The 18,025-nt window shown below is 58.4% G+C and carries 18 protein-coding genes and 1 pseudogene; 8 read left to right on the forward strand and 11 right to left on the reverse strand.

What is annotated here, in order from left to right; translation table 11 throughout:
• Positions 1-44: 44 nt before the first annotated feature.
• From chbA to chbG, 4 genes are all read left to right on the forward strand, one after another.
• Positions 45-392 (forward strand): PTS N,N'-diacetylchitobiose transporter subunit IIA, encoded by a 348-nt coding sequence (gene chbA, locus CE636_RS26255; protein ID WP_004203824.1) that lies wholly within the window; start codon positions 45-47, stop codon positions 390-392.
• Positions 393-419: 27 nt separating this feature from the next.
• Positions 420-1,244, forward strand: a complete 825-nt coding sequence (chbR, locus tag CE636_RS26260; protein WP_004203825.1) for a transcriptional regulator ChbR — start codon at positions 420-422, stop codon at positions 1,242-1,244.
• Between the two features lie 110 nt (positions 1,245-1,354).
• Positions 1,355-2,701 carry a 6-phospho-beta-glucosidase gene (locus CE636_RS26265; RefSeq protein WP_004203826.1) on the forward strand — a complete coding sequence of 449 codons (1,347 nt, stop codon included), beginning with the start codon at positions 1,355-1,357 and terminating at the stop codon, positions 2,699-2,701.
• A 12-nt stretch (positions 2,702-2,713) separates the two neighbouring features.
• Positions 2,714-3,472: a chitin disaccharide deacetylase gene (gene chbG / locus CE636_RS26270; RefSeq protein ID WP_017898664.1), complete on the forward strand. Its 759-nt coding sequence runs from the start codon at positions 2,714-2,716 to the stop codon at positions 3,470-3,472.
• Positions 3,473-3,527: 55 nt separating this feature from the next.
• Here chbG and katE read toward each other — a convergent pair whose 3' ends face one another.
• Positions 3,528-5,786 carry a catalase HPII gene (gene katE, locus CE636_RS26275; protein ID WP_017898665.1) on the reverse strand — a complete coding sequence of 753 codons (2,259 nt, stop codon included), beginning with the start codon at positions 5,784-5,786 and terminating at the stop codon, positions 3,528-3,530.
• A gap of 190 nt (positions 5,787-5,976) precedes the next feature.
• Between katE and cedA the strand changes: the two genes are divergently transcribed.
• Positions 5,977-6,231: a cell division activator CedA gene (gene cedA / locus CE636_RS26280; protein ID WP_008807754.1), complete on the forward strand. Its 255-nt coding sequence runs from the start codon at positions 5,977-5,979 to the stop codon at positions 6,229-6,231.
• Positions 6,232-6,288: 57 nt separating this feature from the next.
• Here the strand turns inward: cedA and CE636_RS26285 are convergent, their stop codons facing one another.
• From CE636_RS26285 to hxpB, 4 genes are all read right to left on the reverse strand, one after another.
• The gene (locus CE636_RS26285) at positions 6,289-7,680 is read right to left on the reverse strand and encodes an L-cystine transporter (RefSeq protein WP_017898666.1); all 1,392 of its coding nucleotides are present in this window, start codon (positions 7,678-7,680) and stop codon (positions 6,289-6,291) included.
• Between the two features lie 135 nt (positions 7,681-7,815).
• Positions 7,816-8,406 carry a metal-dependent hydrolase gene (locus CE636_RS26290; protein ID WP_004203834.1) on the reverse strand — a complete coding sequence of 197 codons (591 nt, stop codon included), beginning with the start codon at positions 8,404-8,406 and terminating at the stop codon, positions 7,816-7,818.
• A gap of 91 nt (positions 8,407-8,497) precedes the next feature.
• Positions 8,498-9,259, reverse strand: coding sequence for a 2-dehydro-3-deoxy-D-gluconate 5-dehydrogenase KduD (kduD, locus tag CE636_RS26295; protein WP_017898667.1), 762 nt, complete (start codon positions 9,257-9,259; stop codon positions 8,498-8,500).
• 149 nt (positions 9,260-9,408) lie between these two features.
• Positions 9,409-10,077, reverse strand: coding sequence for a hexitol phosphatase HxpB (gene hxpB, locus CE636_RS26300; RefSeq protein ID WP_017898668.1), 669 nt, complete (start codon positions 10,075-10,077; stop codon positions 9,409-9,411).
• Between the two features lie 188 nt (positions 10,078-10,265).
• On the opposite strand from hxpB, the gene CE636_RS26305 reads away from it, so the two are divergent.
• Positions 10,266-10,802 carry a YniB family protein gene (locus tag CE636_RS26305; protein ID WP_004203839.1) on the forward strand — a complete coding sequence of 179 codons (537 nt, stop codon included), beginning with the start codon at positions 10,266-10,268 and terminating at the stop codon, positions 10,800-10,802.
• Between the two features lie 29 nt (positions 10,803-10,831).
• Here CE636_RS26305 and yciA read toward each other — a convergent pair whose 3' ends face one another.
• The 4 genes from yciA to CE636_RS26325 form a co-directional block, all read right to left on the reverse strand.
• The gene (gene yciA / locus CE636_RS26310; RefSeq protein WP_017898669.1) at positions 10,832-11,230 is read right to left on the reverse strand and encodes an acyl-CoA thioester hydrolase YciA; all 399 of its coding nucleotides are present in this window, start codon (positions 11,228-11,230) and stop codon (positions 10,832-10,834) included.
• A 107-nt stretch (positions 11,231-11,337) separates the two neighbouring features.
• On the reverse strand, positions 11,338-11,877 hold the full coding sequence (locus tag CE636_RS26315; RefSeq protein WP_004203842.1) for a septation protein A: 540 nt from the start codon (positions 11,875-11,877) through the stop codon (positions 11,338-11,340).
• 54 nt (positions 11,878-11,931) lie between these two features.
• Positions 11,932-12,675 (reverse strand): YciC family protein, encoded by a 744-nt coding sequence (locus CE636_RS26320; RefSeq protein ID WP_004203845.1) that lies wholly within the window; start codon positions 12,673-12,675, stop codon positions 11,932-11,934.
• 25 nt (positions 12,676-12,700) lie between these two features.
• Entirely contained in the window at positions 12,701-13,114 is a 414-nt protein-coding gene (locus tag CE636_RS26325; RefSeq protein WP_004203847.1) for a YkgJ family cysteine cluster protein, read from the reverse strand.
• Between the two features lie 269 nt (positions 13,115-13,383).
• Between CE636_RS26325 and ompW the strand changes: the two genes are divergently transcribed.
• Complete coding sequence (gene ompW / locus CE636_RS26330) at positions 13,384-14,022, forward strand: outer membrane protein OmpW (protein ID WP_004203849.1); 639 nt, start codon at positions 13,384-13,386, stop codon at positions 14,020-14,022.
• A gap of 78 nt (positions 14,023-14,100) precedes the next feature.
• Here ompW and ybiX read toward each other — a convergent pair whose 3' ends face one another.
• Both ybiX and CE636_RS26340 read right to left on the reverse strand, forming a co-directional pair.
• On the reverse strand, positions 14,101-14,778 hold the full coding sequence (gene ybiX / locus CE636_RS26335; protein ID WP_004203850.1) for a PKHD-type hydroxylase YbiX: 678 nt from the start codon (positions 14,776-14,778) through the stop codon (positions 14,101-14,103).
• Positions 14,779-14,826: 48 nt separating this feature from the next.
• Positions 14,827-17,112, reverse strand: a complete 2,286-nt coding sequence (locus tag CE636_RS26340; protein ID WP_017898670.1) for a catecholate siderophore receptor Fiu — start codon at positions 17,110-17,112, stop codon at positions 14,827-14,829.
• 364 nt (positions 17,113-17,476) lie between these two features.
• Between CE636_RS26340 and CE636_RS29225 the strand changes: the two are divergent.
• A pseudogene (locus CE636_RS29225) lies at positions 17,477-18,009 on the forward strand (LysR family transcriptional regulator); the annotation flags it as partial.
• Positions 18,010-18,025: the final 16 nt, after the last annotated feature.

Consider the following 18,025-nt stretch of genomic DNA (forward strand, 5'->3'; position numbering starts at 1 on the left):
GTACGGGCAACGTCCCGTACCGCCTGAGAAACGAGGGAAATATTATGTTTGATCTGGACAACATCGACGCGGTAGAGACCCCGGAAAACGACCTCGAAGAGGTGGTGATGGGGCTGATTATCAACTCCGGCCAAGCGCGTAGTCTGGCCTATGCCGCGCTGAAGCAGGCCAAGCAGGGGGATTTTGCCGCGGCGAAAACGATGATGGAGCAGTCGCGTCAGGCGCTGAGCGAGGCGCATCGGGTGCAGACCCAGCTTATCGAAAGCGACGAGGGCGAGGGGAAAATGAAGGTCAGCCTGGTGCTGGTGCATGCTCAGGATCACCTGATGACCTCCATGCTGGCCCGCGAGCTGGTAGCGGAATTGATTGAGCTGCACGAGAAGGTACAATAGGCCATCGCGACGATGAGGCAGCCCAGGATGATGACCACCGAGATCAGTACCGCCAGAGAACAGCAGTTGTTCAACGGGAAGAACTTTCATGTGGTCATCTATAACAAAACGGAAAGCGTGAGCGGGCTCCACCAGCATGATTACTACGAATTTACCGTCGTATTAACCGGGCGCTATTACCAGGAGATCAATGGTAAACGGGTGCTGCTGGAGCGCGGGGATTTTGTCTTTATCCCGATGGGTTCGCACCACCAGAGCTTCTATGAATTTGGTGCGACGCGCATCCTTAACGTCGGCATCAGCAGGCGCTTCTTTGAGAAACATTATCTGCCGCTGCTGCCGTTTGGCCTGGTGGCGTCGCAGGTCTACGCCGTGCAGAGCGCTTTTCTCGGCTACATTGAGTCGGTCATCGCCTCACTCAATTTTCGCGAAACGGAATTTGACGAATTTATCGAGCTGGTCTCCTTTTATGTCATTAACCGTTTACGTCACTATCGCGAAGAGCCGGTTGCAGACGTCGTCCCGCAATGGTTAAAAAATACCGTTGAGGCTATGCACGATAAACTGGAGTTTGGCGAGAGCGCCCTCGAGAATATGGTTCGGTTATCGGGAAAAACGCAGGAATATTTAACCCGGGCGACCCAGCGCTATTATGGTAAAACGCCGATGCAGATAATTAACGATATCCGTATCAATTTTGCCAAAAAGCAGCTGGAAATTACCAACTATTCGGTGACGGATATTGCCTATGAATCAGGGTACAGCAGCCCGAGCCTGTTTATTAAAACCTTTAAAAAGCTGACCTCGTTTACACCGAGTAGTTATCGAAAACATTTGACCAGTATTAATTAAGCCCAGGCGGTATTAGCCGCCAGGCTTACACCATAACTAATTTAAGTTAACTGTCCGCATTTATGCGGAGAGCGGCCTGCGTCCAGGCGCAGCGCCTAAGGGAGAAAAAGATGAGCCAGAAATTAAAAGTCGTCACTATTGGCGGCGGTAGCAGCTATACCCCGGAATTACTGGAAGGTTTCCTGAAACGTTATCATGAACTGCCGGTGACAGAGCTGTGGCTGGTGGATGTGGAAGAGGGCCAGGAGAAGCTCGATATTATCCATGCGCTGTGCGAGCGGATGGTGGAAAAAGCCGGCGTGCCGATGAAGGTTTATAAAACGCTGGACCGCCGCGAGGCGCTGCAGGGCGCTGATTTCGTCACTACCCAGCTGCGCGTGGGCCAGCTGAAGGCGCGGGAAAAAGATGAGCGCATCCCGCTGAGCCACGGTTATCTTGGCCAGGAGACCAACGGGGCGGGCGGGCTGTTTAAGGGGCTGCGCACCATCCCGGTGATTTTCGACATCGTGAAAGATGTGCAGGAGATCTGCCCGGACGCGTGGATCATCAACTTCACCAACCCGGCGGGCATGGTCACCGAGGCGGTCTATCGTCACACCAGTTTCAAACGCTTTATCGGGGTGTGCAACATTCCCATCGGCATGAAGATGTTCATCACCGACGTGCTGCAGCTCAGCCCGAGCGATGAGCTGCACATCGACCTGTTCGGTCTGAACCACCTGGTGTTCGTCCGCGACGTGCTGGTTAACGGCGTCTCGCGCTTCGATGAACTGCTGGACGGCGTCGCCTCCGGCCGCCTGACCGCGAACTCGGTAAAAAATATCTTCGACCTGCCGTTCAGCGAAGGGCTGATCCGCTCCCTGCGCCTGATCCCATGCTCCTATCTGCTCTATTACTTTAAGCCAAAAGAGATGCTGGCGATTGAGATGGGCGAGTACTATAAGGGCGGCGCGCGCGCCCAGGTGGTGCAGAAAGTGGAGAAGCAGCTGTTTGAGCTGTATAAAAATCCGGATCTCAAGGTCAAGCCGAAGGAGCTGGAGCAGCGCGGGGGCGCCTATTACTCCGATGCCGCTTGCGAAGTGATCAACGCTATCTATAACGATAAGCAGACTGAGCACTATGTGAATATCCCACATCATGGCCATATCGATAATATCCCGGCGGACTGGGCGGTCGAGATGAGCTGCACCTTAGGTCGCGATGGCGCGAAGCCGACGCCGCGCATCACCCATTTCGACGAGAAGGTGCTGGGGCTTATCTATACCATCAAAGGGTTTGAAGTGGCGGCCAGCCAGGCGGCGATCAGCGGCGAGCTGAACGACGTGCTGCTGGCGCTGAACTTAAGCCCGCTGATCCATTCCGATCGTGACGCCGAGCAGCTGGCGCGGGAGATGATTCTGGCCCATGAAAAATGGCTGCCGAACTTTGCGGCGACGATCGAAAAACTGAAAGCGTAACGGGAGCGGCTAATGGAACGCGTATTGATCGTCAATGCCGACGACTTCGGCCTCAGTAAAGGGCAGAACTACGGCATTATCGAGGCCTGCCGCAACGGCGTGGTGACATCAACTACGGCGCTGGTCAACGGCGCGGCTATTGACCACGCCGCCCAGCTGAGCCGCAGTACGCCGGAGCTGGCGGTCGGGATGCACTTTGTGCTGACGCTGGGCGAACCGCTGTCGGCCATGCCGGGGTTAACCCGCGACGGCCGGCTGGGCAAATGGATCTGGCAGCAGGCGGAAGAAGATAACCTGCCGCTGGAGGAGATTGCCCATGAGCTGGCGTGTCAGTACCGTCGTTTTATCGAACTCTTCGGTCATGAGCCGACGCATCTCGACAGTCATCACCATGTGCATATGATCGCTCCGATCTACCCCATCGTCGCGGCTTTTGCCCGCGACAAGGGCATCGCGTTGCGCATTGATCGCCAGGTGGCGGCGCAGAGCGGTCTCGATCAGCAGGCGGCGCGCAGCAGCGCAGGCTTCAGCAGCGAGTTTTACGGGGAAGCCGTCTCTGAGGCGCTGTTCCTGCAGACGCTGGACGCCTCAATCGCCCGCGAGGAGCGCTCTCTGGAGGTGATGTGTCATCCGGCCTTTGTCGACCAGACCATCATGGGCAGCGCCTACTGCTATCCGCGGCTGGGCGAGCTTGATGTGCTGACGTCCGCCTCGCTGAAAGCGGCGGTGGCCGACCGGGGTTATCGCCTGGGAACCTACCGCGACGTGTAAACCCGACGGGGAAAGGAAAGTGAGTCAAGCCCGGCACACCGTGCCGGGCTTTTTGCTACGCCGGAATAGCGGCGATTTTCGGGCTTCTCGACCATACCCGGTGGGCCGTCATCAGGGCGAGCAGTTTATCTGCCGCCGGCGTGTCAAGAGCATCGGTGACGATGACGCCCTCTTCGCCCTGGGCCGGGACCTGCAGAACCGACGTTAACTGCCGCGCATCGCCTGCCAGCAGGATCGGCTTCAGATGCTTATAGGCCTCCAGCAGGTAGTAGCGCGCGTCGCCGCTCTGGCTCAGGGCGCTGAGATCGCCGCCGGGCACCACCACGGCATCCACCGTCAGCGACGGGGAGCCGGCGAAGGTGCCGGCGATCGGCAGGGGAGAGCCATCGTCGGCGACGACTTCCCCCATCCGCGAATAGAGCAGTTTACTGTGCACGCCCCGGGCCTGTAGCGCCTGCAGGAGATGGACCAGATCCTGCGCCGAGGTACGCTCATTGAGCAGCACCGCCACCACACGACCTTTCACATCCCCTTCGGCATCCGCGTAGAGGCTGAGGGTGGGATCTTTCTCCACGCCGTTGACCGGGGAGGGCAGAGTGAGGCTGCGCTGCTCATCGCTCAGTTCGATACCTAAATTCGCCCCGACCGCTTCCGCCAGCCGGGTATCAATTTGGGCCAGGTGATCGACCACCCGCTCGCGGATCCAGGTGCGGACCACTTTGCTAAGCTCAAAGCTGAAGCCATCGATAATATGCTGCTGCTCAATCGGCGTCTGGCTCAGCCAGAACAGACGCGGCTGGGCGTAATATTCGCCGAATGACGGGCTGCGCTGACGGATCTTCTCGCCGTCGACGCGCTCGGCGAGGGACTCAAAACCGCCGCGTTTGGCGGCTGGCGGCGTCTCGCGCGGCCAGTTGTCGTTGATCGAGTTGGGTTCGTAGTTGGCCGGGTTGGTGTCAATCTCCATCCGGTGCATACCGTCGCGCTGGAAGTTGTGGTACGGGCAGGTCGGCCGGTTGATCGGGATTTCATGGAAATTCGGTCCGCCGAGGCGGCTTATCTGGGTATCGGTGTAGGAGAAGAGGCGCCCCTGCAGCAGCGGATCGTTGCTGAAATCGATGCCCGGGACGATATGCCCGGGATGGAAGGCCGCCTGTTCGTTTTCGGCAAAGAAGTTGTCCGGGTTGCGGTTGAGGACCATTTTGCCGACCCGTTGCACCGGCACCAGCGCCTCGGGGATCAGTTTGGTGGGATCTAACAGGTCGAAGTCAAAATCAAATTCATTCTCTTCGGGGATCAGCTGCAGGCCGAGCTCAAATTCCGGGTAGTCCCCGGCTTCAATGGCCTCCCACAGATCGCGGCGATGAAAATCGGGGTCACGGCCGGTCAGCTTCTGCGCTTCATCCCATACCAGCGACGCCTTGCCGGCGACCGGTTTCCAGTGGAAGCGAACAAAGGTGGCTTTGCCCTCGGCATTGATCAGGCGGAAGGTGTGGATGCCAAAGCCTTCCATGGTGCGATAGCTGCGCGGGATGCCGCGATCGGACATCGCCCACATCACGTTGTGCAGCGTTTCCGGCTGCAGGGAAACATAGTCCCAGAACGTATCGTGAGCGCTTTGTCCCTGGGGAATGGCCCAGTGGGGTTCAGGCTTCACGGCGTGGACAAAGTCGGGAAACTTCAGCGCGTCCTGGATAAAGAAGACCGGGGTGTTGTTGCCGACGAGGTCAAAAATCCCCTCATCGGTGTAAAACTTGGTGGCGAAGCCGCGAATATCGCGAACGGTGTCCGCCGACCCCGCGCCGCCCTGCACGGTGGAGAAGCGCACAAAGACCGGGGTGATTTTATCGGCTGCCGAGAGAAAATCGGCTTTGGTCAAGGCTGTCAGGCTTTTGTAGGGCTGGAAGTAGCCGTGGGCTGCTGAGCCGCGGGCATGAACGATACGCTCCGGAATTCGCTCGTGGTCGAAGTGGGTGATCTTCTCCCGCAGAATGAAATCTTCCAGCAGCGTTGGGCCGCGGGTACCGGCGCGCAGCGAGTTCTGATCGTCGGCAATGCGCACGCCCTGGTTAGTGGTCAGCGGATAGTCTTCTCCGCCTTTGCGCTGTGGCTCCAGGGCATCGAGTTTTTTGCTGTGGGTATCAGGCGTTTTCAGGCTGCCAGGGGCGGTCGGTTCAGCGCCAGGGGCGGTGGGTTTCGGCGTGGGGCGCCACTCCCTGTCATCCGGCGCCAGCGAGTCGAGACCCGGCTGCGCTTCCTCGCTGCCGTGGACCGGTGCCTGCTGGTGGTGAGGGTTTGGGTGCTTATCAGACATTGCTCGTCTCCTGCTTTCATTGCTAAAAGTGGTCGTTGATAAACCAAAACCCTTCTAACTATAGAACATTACGCTGCCTGCGCCCGGCAAGGGGGCAGGGAGTTATCCTAAAATGCGCATCGGCGGCAGGGGGGCGACGAACGGGGCCACGATCGGCTATGATAGAGGTTTCTGTTTCCCGCTTTGCTTAGTGAATCCATTTGTTATGAAACCATTGCGCCAACAAAATCGCCCTGTCATTAGCTACGTGCCGCGCGTGGAGCCTGCGCCCCCGGAACATGCCGTGAAAATGGACCATTTTCGCGATGTCTGGATTTTGCGCGGGAAGTATGTCGCCTTTCTGCTGATGGGAGAGCATTTTCGCCGTTCACCGGCGTTCAGCGTGCCGGAGTCGGCGCAGCGCTGGGCTAACCAGGTGCGTCAGGAAGGAGAGATTGAAGCCTGAGTCTGCTGCAGAAATAAAAAAACCGCTGATTATCAGCGGTTTTTTTGTGCTTACCGTTTAGCGATGCGCCAGTTCGGCTTCTTCTTCGCTATCGAAAATCGACTTGTCGGTCTGGCGCAGCCACTGGCTGGTCAGCGTCCCGGCGGTCATGGAGCCGTTAACGTTCAGCGCGGTACGTCCCATATCGATCAGCGGCTCGACGGAGATCAGCAGCGCCACGAGGGTCACCGGCAGGCCCATCGCCGGCAGGACGATCAGCGCGGCGAAGGTGGCCCCGCCGCCCACTCCGGCGACGCCCGCCGAGCTGACGGTGACGATGCCCACGAGGGTGGCAATCCACATCGGATCCAGCGGGTTGATGCCTACGGTCGGTGCGACCATCACCGCCAGCATGGCCGGGTAGATACCGGCGCAGCCGTTCTGACCAATGGTGGCGCCAAAGGAGGCGGAGAAGCTGGCAATCGACTCCGGTACGCCGAGACGACGGGTCTGCGCTTCCACGTTCAGCGGAATGGAGGCGGCGCTGGAGCGGCTGGTGAAGGCGAAGGTGATCACCGGCCAGACTTTACGGAAATACTTCAGCGGGCTGACGCCGTTAATCGCCAGCAGCAGGCCGTGGACGATAAACATGATGCCCAGCGCGATGTACGAGGCCACCACGAAGCCGCCAAGCTTGATGATATCCTGCAGATTCGACCCGGCAACCACTTTGGTCATCAGCGCCAGAACGCCGTAAGGGGTCAGCTGCATCACCAGACGAACCAGCTTCATCACCCAGCCCTGCAGGGTATCAATGGCGGTCAGGACGCGCTGGCCTTTTTCCACATCCTCTTTCAGCAGCTTCAGGGCTGCGACGCCGAGGAACGCCGAGAAAATGACGATGCTGATGATCGAGGTCGGGTTAGCCCCGGTCAGGTCAGCAAACGGGTTCTTCGGCACAAAGGAGAGGATCAGCTGCGGGACGCTGAGATCGGCCACTTTACCCACATAGTTGCTCTGAATGGCGTTCAGACGAGCGGTCTCCGCGCTGCCCTGGACCAGTCCCTCGGCGGTGAGGCCGAACATGTTAGTCACCAGCACGCCAACCAGAGCGGCGATCAGGGTGGTGAACAACAGAGTCCCGATGCTCAGGAAGCTGATTTTCCCCAGCTGCGAGGCATTGTGCAGGCGGGCGACCGCGCTAAGGATTGACGCGAAGACCAGCGGCATAACGATCATTTGCAGCAGTTGGACATAACCGTTGCCGACGATATTAAACCACTGGATGGAATCCTTCAGCACCTGGCTGTCAGACCCATAGATCAGCTGTAGCGCCAGACCAAAGATCACGCCAATCGCCAGGCCGACCAGGACCTTCCTGGCCAGGCTCCACTGTTTATGGCGCGTTTGCCCCAGCGCAAACAACAATACGGCGAACACGACTACGTTCGCTATTAATGGAAAGTTCATCCCCGTTCTCCTGATATTTTTATAACCCGGGCTGGTGGATAACCAGCTCTTATGACCGCAAGGTTAGCAGAAGGCGTTATCAAGGACTTATATTCAAATGGAATGGGTTATAACCAAAAGGTGTTTTCTGCCGGTTTATCGCCCACTCTGGTGACTTATGAAGCGATTGAAGGTGATCTGCAGGGAATTAATCACCCCGGAAGACCAGCGTATCGCGGTGTTGTCCGCCAGCGTCTGCGGCATCCAGACGGCATAGATGAACAGCGCCATGCATAATGCGCGCTCCAGCTGGTTGCCTTTGCGCGGCGCAAGGATCGGTAGCCGAAAGCGCCAGCGGCAGGGCCACAGCAGCGGCACCCCGGCTGGGGTGAGCATATCGGCAAGGATGTGGCTGAGATAGCCCAGCACCAGGCCCTGGAGGGCGTCCGCCGGGACAATCCAGCTGTCAGGCACCTTGAGGTAGAATAGCGTCAGCGCGCCAAACACCGCCAGCAGGCTGTGGGTGAAGCCGCGGTGGCCAAAGGCCCGCGCCACGGGCTTTGAGATCCAGCTCAGCCGCTGGCCAAGAAACGACTTTGGGTGATCGATGTCCGGCAGCAGGCAGGTCAAGACCGCGGAGGGCACAATATGCCACCAGTCGCCCTGCGCCAGCACCGGCGTTAACTCTGCGTTTTTGGCAAATACTGCGCAGGCGATTGAAAAGAAGAGATGGCCTTCCGCCGTCATGATAACACACCCTAAACTGTCGATTCATACAGTATAGGGTTTTTATACAGTGCACGGAAGAGGTGACGGTGTAACTCTTTGTCACAAATTCTCAGCGCGCCAGCCATCCGCCGTCGACGGCCAGGGTATAGCCGTGAATATAGTCGGCGGCAGACGAGGCGAGAAACACCACCGGCCCCTGCAGGTCACCCGGCACACCCCAGCGACCGGCGGGGATACGCTCAAGGATTGCCTGGTTGCGCTCCTCATCTTCGCGCAGCGCCTGGGTGTTATTGGTGGCCATATACCCGGGCGCAATGGCGTTGACGTTGATACCCTGACCAGCCCATTCGTTAGCCAGCAGGCGGGTCAGCCCCAGCACGCCGCTTTTCGAGGCGGTATAGGAGGGGACGCGGATCCCGCCCTGAAACGAGAGCATCGAGGCGATGTTAACGATTTTCCCGCCTTCACCCTGGTGAATGAACTGCCTGGCGACCGCCTGGCAGAGGAAAAAAACTGCTTTCAGATTCAGATCGATCACCGCATCCCAGTCACTTTCCGTGAAGGTCAGGGCATCATGGCGGCGGATAATCCCGGCGTTGTTGACCAGAATATCGACCCGGCCCATCGCCGCCACCGCCTGGTCGACCAAAACGGTCATATCATCCTGTTGGCTGAGATCCGCCTGAATGGCATGAAAGCGGCGGCCCAGCGCCTGAACCTGCGCGGCAGTGTCGTGGGGAATTTTGCGGTTGATGCCGACGATATTGCATCCGGCCTGCGCCAGGCCCAGCGTCATTCCCTGTCCCAGGCCGGTATCGCAACCGGTCACGATGGCGACCTTACCCGTCAGGTCGAAGGCGTTCAGTACCATATTCACCTCTGTGTGCTGATCTTCAGGCGTACGATGACGCCACCTGTACCCAGCATAGAGGCAGGAAAATAAAATTACAATTAAAATGAAACGATGTTTTGATTTTCTTTGCTGGCGGGTGGCGGCGATCGCGTCACCCGCCAGCGGTCTTACCCGAGCAGCGCCTCGACGGTCAGGGCCTGCAGTGACGGTAGCTTGACGTCCGCCAGCACGAAGCGCGGGTCGCGGCTGTTCTCTGCTTCCGGCACGACGATAGCGCGCATGCGCGCAGCTTTGCTGGCGATCATGCCGTTGACCGAGTCCTCCAGCGCGACACAGCGCTGTGGGTCGACCCCGAGGGCGGCGGCGCAGTTGAGATACACCTGCGGGTGCGGTTTGCTCCAGGGCAGATGCTCAGCCGAGGCGAGGGCATCAAACTGGTCGCGCAGCTCGAACATATTGAGCACTTTCTCCAGCATCACCAGCGGCGAGGCTGAGGCCAGCCCTACCTTCAACCCCTGGGCTTTGCACAGGGCCACCGCCTCGCGCACCCCCGGCAGCAGCGGACGTGAGGCTTCAACCAGTTCGATGGCGCGACGGATAATGCGCGCGGTAGCTTCTGCGCGGTCTACGCCGCGCCACGGCTGCTGCGCGTACCACAGATCCACCACCAGGTCGATTCGCAGACCCAGCAGGTCGGGCAGTTCATCGCGGCGGCGGGTATCCACCCCCAGGCTCTCCATGACCTCGACCTCCGCCTGATCCCAAAGCGGCTCAGAGTCAATCAGCAACCCGTCCATATCAAAAATCGCAGCCTCAATGCGGCGCTTCGCTGACATATGTCCTTCTCCTGTTGCGTAATCAGATAAACGAATCGGCATTCATGGTATATCATACCGCGCGTTATTGGGCGAAATTCGCCGTGGAAGATAGACTTATACCCGACACATTCGGGTAAGCGAGGGGCGCCTGCGCCACGCAACGGGCGGCAGGCGAACCACTAACGCGTCTTTAACAAGGGGAACTCATGACGTACCAACAAGCTGGACGCATTGCGGTCATCAAACGTATTTTGGGATGGGTCATCTTTATTCCCGCCGTGCTGTCGACGCTGATTTCTGTCCTCAAATTTATGTATGAGCACAGTGAAAAGAAACCCGGCATTGACGCGGTGATGATGGATTTTGCGCACGTCATGATTGAGATGATGCGCTTTAACACGCCGTTCCTGAACTTTTTCTGGTACAACTCACCGCTGCCGGATTTTCACCATAGCCTGAACATCGGCTTCTGGATTATCTTCATTCTGGTGTTCGTCGGGATGGCGCTGCAGGCCTCCGGCGCGCGGATGGCGCGGCAGGCGAAATTTCTCCGCGAGGGGATTGAGGATCAGCTGATCCTCGAGCAGGCGAAAGGCGCGGAAGGGTTAACTCGCGAGCAGCTCGCCGAACGCATTGTGGTGCCGCGACATACGATCCTGGTGCAGTATTTCCCGCTGTACGTGCTGCCGGTGATGGTGATTGTTATCGGCTACTTCTTCTTCTCGCTGCTGGGCTTTCTCTAAGCCAGGTGCCCGGTTAGCCGGGCGCCATCTTATTCCGCCGGCAGAGGGCGTGGTTTACCCTGATTATCGACGGCAACGTAGATAAACAGCGCTTCCGTCGCCTTGTAGCGCTGGCCAATTGGTTCTGACGAGACTTTTTTCACCCACACTTCGATGTTAATGGTGACCGAGGTATTGCCGCGCTTCACGCAGCGGGCATAGCAGCACACCACGTCGCCGACGGCCACCGGGCGTAAAAAGGTCATCCCATCCACGCGCACGGTCACCACGCGACCCTGGGCGATCTCTTTGGCCATAATGGCGCCGCCGATATCCATCTGCGACATCAGCCAGCCGCCAAAAATATCCCCGTTGGCATTAGTATCCGCCGGCATTGCCAGGGGGCGTAAAACCATTTCGCCCTTCGGGGCGAGATCTGTTGTTGTCATGCTCTACTCTGTTGTGGTCAAAGACGATCAGCGGGATGCTACTATGAAAACGGCGGAGAGAGAATAGGGGATAGCGCCCGCGGAGGCGGGCGCAGGCTGCCGGGGAATTAGTGGTGGTCGTCCTGCGGCATATGACGGTAGATGTAGATTCCGCTCAGCAAGGTAAAGACCAGCGTGAGGGCAGTTAAACCGAAGACCTTAAAGTTAACCCAGATATTCTGCGGCAACCAGAAGGCGATATAGATATTAGCCAGCCCGCAGAGGATAAAAAACGCCGCCCAGGCCAGGTTAAGGCGCGACCAGACCTGCTGCGGCAGGGTCAGCTCTTTACCCAGCATGCGCTGGATAAGCGGCTTTTTCATCACCCACTGGCTGAAGAGCAGCGCGCCGGCGAACAGCGCATAGATCACCGTCACCTTCCATTTAATAAACTCATCATTGTGGAAGAAGAGGGTTAATCCACCGAAGACGGCCACCAGCACGAAGGTGATCAGCGCCATTTTTTCGATTTTACGGTAGCGCACCCAGCTGTAGATCAGCACGATGGCGGTCGCCACAATCAGCGCCGTGGTGGCGGCGTAGATATCGTAAAGCTTGTAGAAGGCGAAGAAGACCACCAGCGGTAAAAAATCCAGAAACTGCTTCATACATCGATCCCGTCTGTCAGGACGGACCGGGAAATTCCCCGGTCCAGGTTAAAATTAGCTACGGATAAGCATATACACGCGGAATAAATAGATCAGCAACAGGGCGGAAATCAGGTTGCTGAGGGTATTAATCACCACCGCGCCGACGTTTGGCGTCAGGGCGGCAAAGCTGGAAGCAAACAGTAACAGCAGAGTTTTCGCCACCAGCCAACCGATAATGGCCGGCGCCACCAGCCGCAGATTGGCCCACGCCAGGCGCATGCTGCTGCGCATGGCGCCGAGGATGCCCATTTTGTCTTGCACCAGCATGATTGGCGCAAAGGCCAGCACAATGGCCAACAGGACGCCGGGCACCAGCACTAACATCATCCCCATCTGCACCAGGAAAGTGGTGAAGAGGATCAGCAGCAGCAGCTTTGGCAGCACCGGCGCCGAGGCGCCGATGGCGCGCAGGGCGCTGACACGATGACCGGCAGAGACCAGCTGGATGAGCAGCAGGACGCCGCCGGCGAGGATCGCATTGCCCACCAGACCCGAGAAGGTTGATGCCGCCGAGGCGCGCAGCAGAACCTGCTGCTGCTCCGGCGTCATATTCTGCACCAGTTCGAACAGGCCTGCGCTACCGGCGAGGTTGTCGCCTTCGCTGAGTATCGACAGCTGCTCGTCGCTGGGTGAAAAGGCATGGCCAAGTACTACCGTAATGAACGCGCACAACAGCGCAATCAGCAAAATGGTAATGAACTGATTACGAAAAAAATTCCCGGTGTCACGGTAGACGGACTTCGCCGTGATAGACATGCATTCTCCTTGAGTGTCGCAGGTGTTAACTAGCCGGCGATTGTACCGCAAATCCTTCCGTCGTAGCACTCTCTGCGCCGGTCAGGGCAGGTATATCTTTGTAAAGAGGCCGCAATGGCGGCAGCCCATAGCGCGCTCGCGCCCGGTTGCAGGCGTCGTTTTCCTCGCCGTTTTCCCCGGACATGGCGAATTCGCGACATGGCGAAGGACGGTTTTCATAGATAGTGCAGTGGACGGCGTCGCCGATCTCGCCCGATAGCGCCGCACAGCGGCTCTGACGTTGATTAGTGCCGCTCATACAGCGCAGGAAGGGGGTCAGCGGCTCGGTCAGCGCGGCGGGCACCAGGCCGCCCGCGTCGTCGGCTTCCGCCCAGTAGAAAGAGACTCGAAAATACGCACAACAGGCACCGCACGTCATGCACGGGTTGATTTCACTCATAATTACACCTGAAAAAAACGCATCAACACAGATTGTCGGCAGTTAACTTATCCAGCCGCCTCAGCGGCGGCAAGAGGAGCAGAAATAATTTTTTTTGCGAAAAGTGAAAATTGATGTGCGAAGGATTTAGCGTATTGCGATCGGTATCAAAAATTAATCTGGATCAATAAATGTTAAATCTAAGGTTTTAGTGTGATCTAAAACAGATCAAACGTAACTCGTTATAGGTATATTTGGCCGCGCTGAAAAACCATAATGAGGAAGTGGATATGAAGAAGTTAGCAGCGGCGGCATTGATTCTAAGCACTCTTACTACCGGCAGCGTCTGGGCGCATGAAGCGGGTGAATTTTTCATTCGTGCCGGGACCGCCACCGTCCGACCGACGGAAGGCTCTGACAATGTGCTGGGCAGTCTGGGCAGTTTCAACGTCAGTAACAATACTCAGCTGGGTTTAACCTTTACCTATATGGCGACCGATAACATCGGTGTGGAACTGCTGGCGGCTACGCCGTTCCGCCATAAGGTTGGTACCGGGCCAACCGGCACCATCGCTACCGTCCATCAGTTGCCACCCACCCTGATGGCGCAGTGGTACTTTGGCGATGCGCAAAGCAAGGTGCGTCCGTACGTGGGGGCGGGGATTAACTACACCACCTTCTTTAATGAAGACTTTAACGATACCGGCAAGGCGGCCGGGCTTTCCGATCTGAGCCTGAAGGACTCCTGGGGCGCGGCAGGACAGGTCGGCCTCGATTACCTGATTAACCGTGACTGGCTGCTGAATATGTCGGTGTGGTACATGGATATCGACACCGATGTGAAATTCAAAGCCGGCGGTGTGGACCAGAAAGTCAGCACCCGCCTGGATCCGTGGGTGTTTATGTTCTCCGCAGGCTATCGGTTCTAACGCCTGCTGCAAACTGGCCAGCGGACGGCCAGTCTGTTGCCTCCTCACCCCTCCCTGCGATAAACCTTCGCCTGCGGATCACACTTCAGTCCACTGGCGCAGCAGGTTGTGATACATATTGAGCAGGGAGAGGACCTCTTCCCCGTCGCCTAAGCGGGTTTTGAGAGACTGGATCGTGCGGTCCAGGTCGTAGAGCATCGCGCGCTGCTTATCGTCGCGGACCATCGACTGGATCCACAGGAAAGAGGCCTGGCGAACCCCGCCGGTGACCGGGGTGACGCAGTGCAGGCTACTGGCGGGATAGAGCACCAGATGTCCGGCCGGGAGCTTCACCCGGTGCTGGCCATAGGTATCTTCAATCACCAGTTCGCCCCCTTCATAGCTTTCCGGCTCGCAGAGGAACAGCGTCGCCGAGAGGTCGGTCCGCATCCAGCCCGCATCCCCGTTCTGGCGCACCGCGCCATCGACATGAAAACCGTAGGTCTCCCCCGGCCCGTAGCGATTAAACAACGGCGCGGAAATCGTCCGCGGCAGCGCGGCGGAAAAAAACTGCGGATGGCCGCGCAGCGCGTCGAGTACGGCGGCCTGCAGACGGGCATACAGCGGCGTGCGGGTATCGATCTGCTGGTTTTGTTTGACGGTCGCCCCCTGGCTGCCGACGGTAACCCGCCCGTCAACCCATTCGGCCTGCGCCAGCAGGCGGCCATATTCAGCCACCTGGTCCGCCGTCAGCACGTCAGGAATGTGATACATCATTGCGGTGTTCTCTCAAAAAGGTGGGGCGCGATGGCCCCACGTACAGACTCAGAAATGGACGTTCGCCGTCAACATAAAGGTACGGGGTTCGCCCGGATGATAGCGATAGCCGCTCTTGTTGATGGAAGCCACATAATCGGTATCAAACAGGTTGTACATATTGAGTTGCAGATCGAGATTGCTGTTGACCCGATAGCCCAGTTTGGCGTCGGCGACCCAATAGCCCTCGGTGTGATCCGGGGTACCCACCGCGCCATCGCTGCCCCGGCGCAGGCTTCCTACATAGCGCACGCCGCCGCCGACGGACAGATCGCTGGTGGCCTGATACTGCGTCCACAGCGTAAAGGCATGTTTCGGGGTGTAGGCCAGCGCGGAAGAGCCATCCTGCGCCACATTCTGACCCTCTGTCACCGTGGCATGCTGCTGGGTGTAGCCGGCGATGATTGTCCAGTCCGGGGTCAGGTTCCCGGTTGCGGAGAGCTCATAGCCTTCCACGCGCTTTTTGCCGTACTGCGACCAGGTTCCGTCATCGTTGGCGGCCACTTCGTTTTCAATATCGGTGCGGAATAACGCCGCGCTGAGCAGCAGGCGCTTGTCGAGGATCTGCCACTTGGTGCCCAGTTCGCTGGATTTCGCTTTCTGCGGTTTAAAGTCGGTCCGGTTGGCGCTGTTGCCGCTACCGCTGGCAGCCAGCGCGAAGCTGCTGCCCCCCGGCGGTTGCTGCGAGATGGCATAGTTGACGTAGATATTGCCCTGCTCGGTTAAGCGATACAGCGCCCCGGCCTTCCAGTTAACCAGGTTACCGGATTTAGCGGTATCGACAGTGGTGACCGGGCTGCCGGTCGACTGTCCTGGCGGGCAGGCGACAGCCCCGCGTCCGCTGCCGCCGCAGGCGGTGGCGCTGTCATATTTGGTATGGTAACTGTCGAGACGCAGCCCACCGTTGACCTCAACCCGATCGGTCAGCGCCAGCGTATCAAAGGCATAGATACCGAAGGTATCGGTCTGGCCGTTGGCGTTCGCCCCGTTTCTGTCCAGCCCGCCAATCGACAGGCTGCTCACCGGATGATAGAGATTCACCGCCGGAGCGGTCAGGGCGTTGACGCCATAGTTAGTCTGGTTTTCCCGGGTAAACTCCACGCCGGCGCTGACGTCATGGCCTATCGAACCGGTATTGAAGGTCGAAGTGATATTGGTCTGGTTGGTCAGAATGCGGTTGCTGACATCTTTGGTATTAACCAGACGTGACCAGCTCCAGGTATTGACGTCATTGATGTCGGGGGCGGTGATATTGCTCGCGCCGCCCATCACCGCGGTCAGGAGATACTCCTGCTTCACACGCGACCAGCGGGTGGTATTGCGCACGGTGGTATTGTCCGTCAGATCGTGTTCAAAGCGCAGGGTGCCGCTGTCGGTGGTGGATTTATCGTAATCGGAGTCGGTGCCATAGAAATTGCTGGTATCGACCTTACCGGCGGAATTGAGGGCGGCATACTTCGGCGAAGGCGCCGAATAGCCCGGCAGGCCGACGGTGGGGATCCCGCCATCCGGGGTGTTATTCTGCCGGACGTGGAGATAGTTCAGATACAGACGGGTGGGCGTATCGAGGCCGAAGGCCAGGGACGGGGCAATGCCGTAGCGCTCGTTCTCAATCTTATCCCGGCCGGCGTCGTGGGTTTTTTCGCCCATCAGGTTGAGGCGAAACGCGGCGTTGTCGCCGAAGGCCTGGTTAAGGTCAAGGGTACCCCGACGCGACCAGGCGCTGCCGATGCTGGCGGATCCGTCGATCCCGGAGTCAAGGCGCGGCTGCTTGCTGATCATATTGATCGAGCCGGAAGGGGCGCTGCGGCCATAGTCCGTGCCGGCGGGCCCCTTGATGACTTCCACCTGCTGGGTATTGAAGGTATCCCGCGTCACGCTGCCGATATCGCGAATGCCGTCGACATAAATACTGTTGGAGGTGTCCACGCCGCGCATAAAGATGGCGTCCCCGGTGGTTGAGCTGCCATTCTCCCCGGCGTAAAACGCCCCGACGCCGGGGACGTTTTTGAGGGCGTCAGTCAGGTTGGTGACGCCCTGATCTTTAATGACCTGTTCGGGGATCACGGTGATGGTGCGAGTGGTATCCACCAGTGGTTTATTGAACTTGGGATCGGCGGAGGCACCGGGAGAATAAAGCGAAGGCGGGGCGGCTTCCACCACCAGCGTCTCTTCATTATTTTTGACTGATTTTTCGGCTGCCATGCCGGTTGCCGGCGCGGCCCCCAGACACAGACCCGTAAACAATGCCAATGAGTTGAAACTGCCAAACGGCAGAGAAGCGTTTTTTTCCATGATAAATGCAGGCTTATTTTTTGTTATTAGCACATATCACGCCGCGCAAAAGCGACGTTATTCGTCGTCTGGCTTGCGCTGACCCGGCGTGATTCTATAAATGATAAAAAGAATAGTTATCATTCGCCTTAATATTTACACAGAAAAGTTGACGTTTAAACTGATTTCTTCACCACCGTTTACAAATTTCATAAATTTTGAACAAAAAAGGCGGGTGACCTCGGTAAAGGCGGCAGGGCAACGCGGAATATAGCGCGGTGACCTTGGATAACAGACGCCGGGCGGGCGCCGAAGGGCGCCCTGAGGCTGGCGTCCCGGCGGGCTTACCAGGGCACCGTGCGGCCGTGGCCATCCAGATACTCCAGTCCCGGGCGCCGCCCGCCGTTTCGGCCTTAGCACTTCGGCGATGATCCGAACGTTAACTCGCTTGCGGCACGTGACCGGCGATCCCCTGCTGGTGCGGGCCGGACGCAAAATGGTGTTCACCCCGCATGCGCAGCGGATCCGCAGCAAAACGCACAGTGTGCTGAGCGATATGCGCGCGGTGCTCAATCCCGTTTACCGCCGCGGCGGCGATAGATGCAGAGCGCTATGTCGCCTGGGGACATGTTATCGTTTCCCGGCATGGGATCGTATATGGGCTGGTGGATGATCAGCTGGCAGAGCGGGGCGGGGGCTGTACCGGCGCATCGCCGCCGTCGTGCCGGGCTTCAGCGCCGCGCTGGGGCTGGTGCCGGCCTCCTGCGTGCGTCATCCTTCGCCGCAGGGGATAGTAAGTTTTCCGCTGCCGGTCAGCACCGGGGTGATTACGGTGTCGCAGGTGTGGCGTCCGCGCCAGGAGCAGGCCCCGGCCACCGCTGGCTGCGGCAGCGGGTGCGAGAGGTGTGTCGCGAGTAAAAAAAAGCCCGCACAA

Origin of the sequence: Klebsiella sp. LY (assembly GCF_004010915.1) — a bacterium.
Lineage (GTDB): Bacteria > Pseudomonadota > Gammaproteobacteria > Enterobacterales > Enterobacteriaceae > Klebsiella > Klebsiella quasipneumoniae.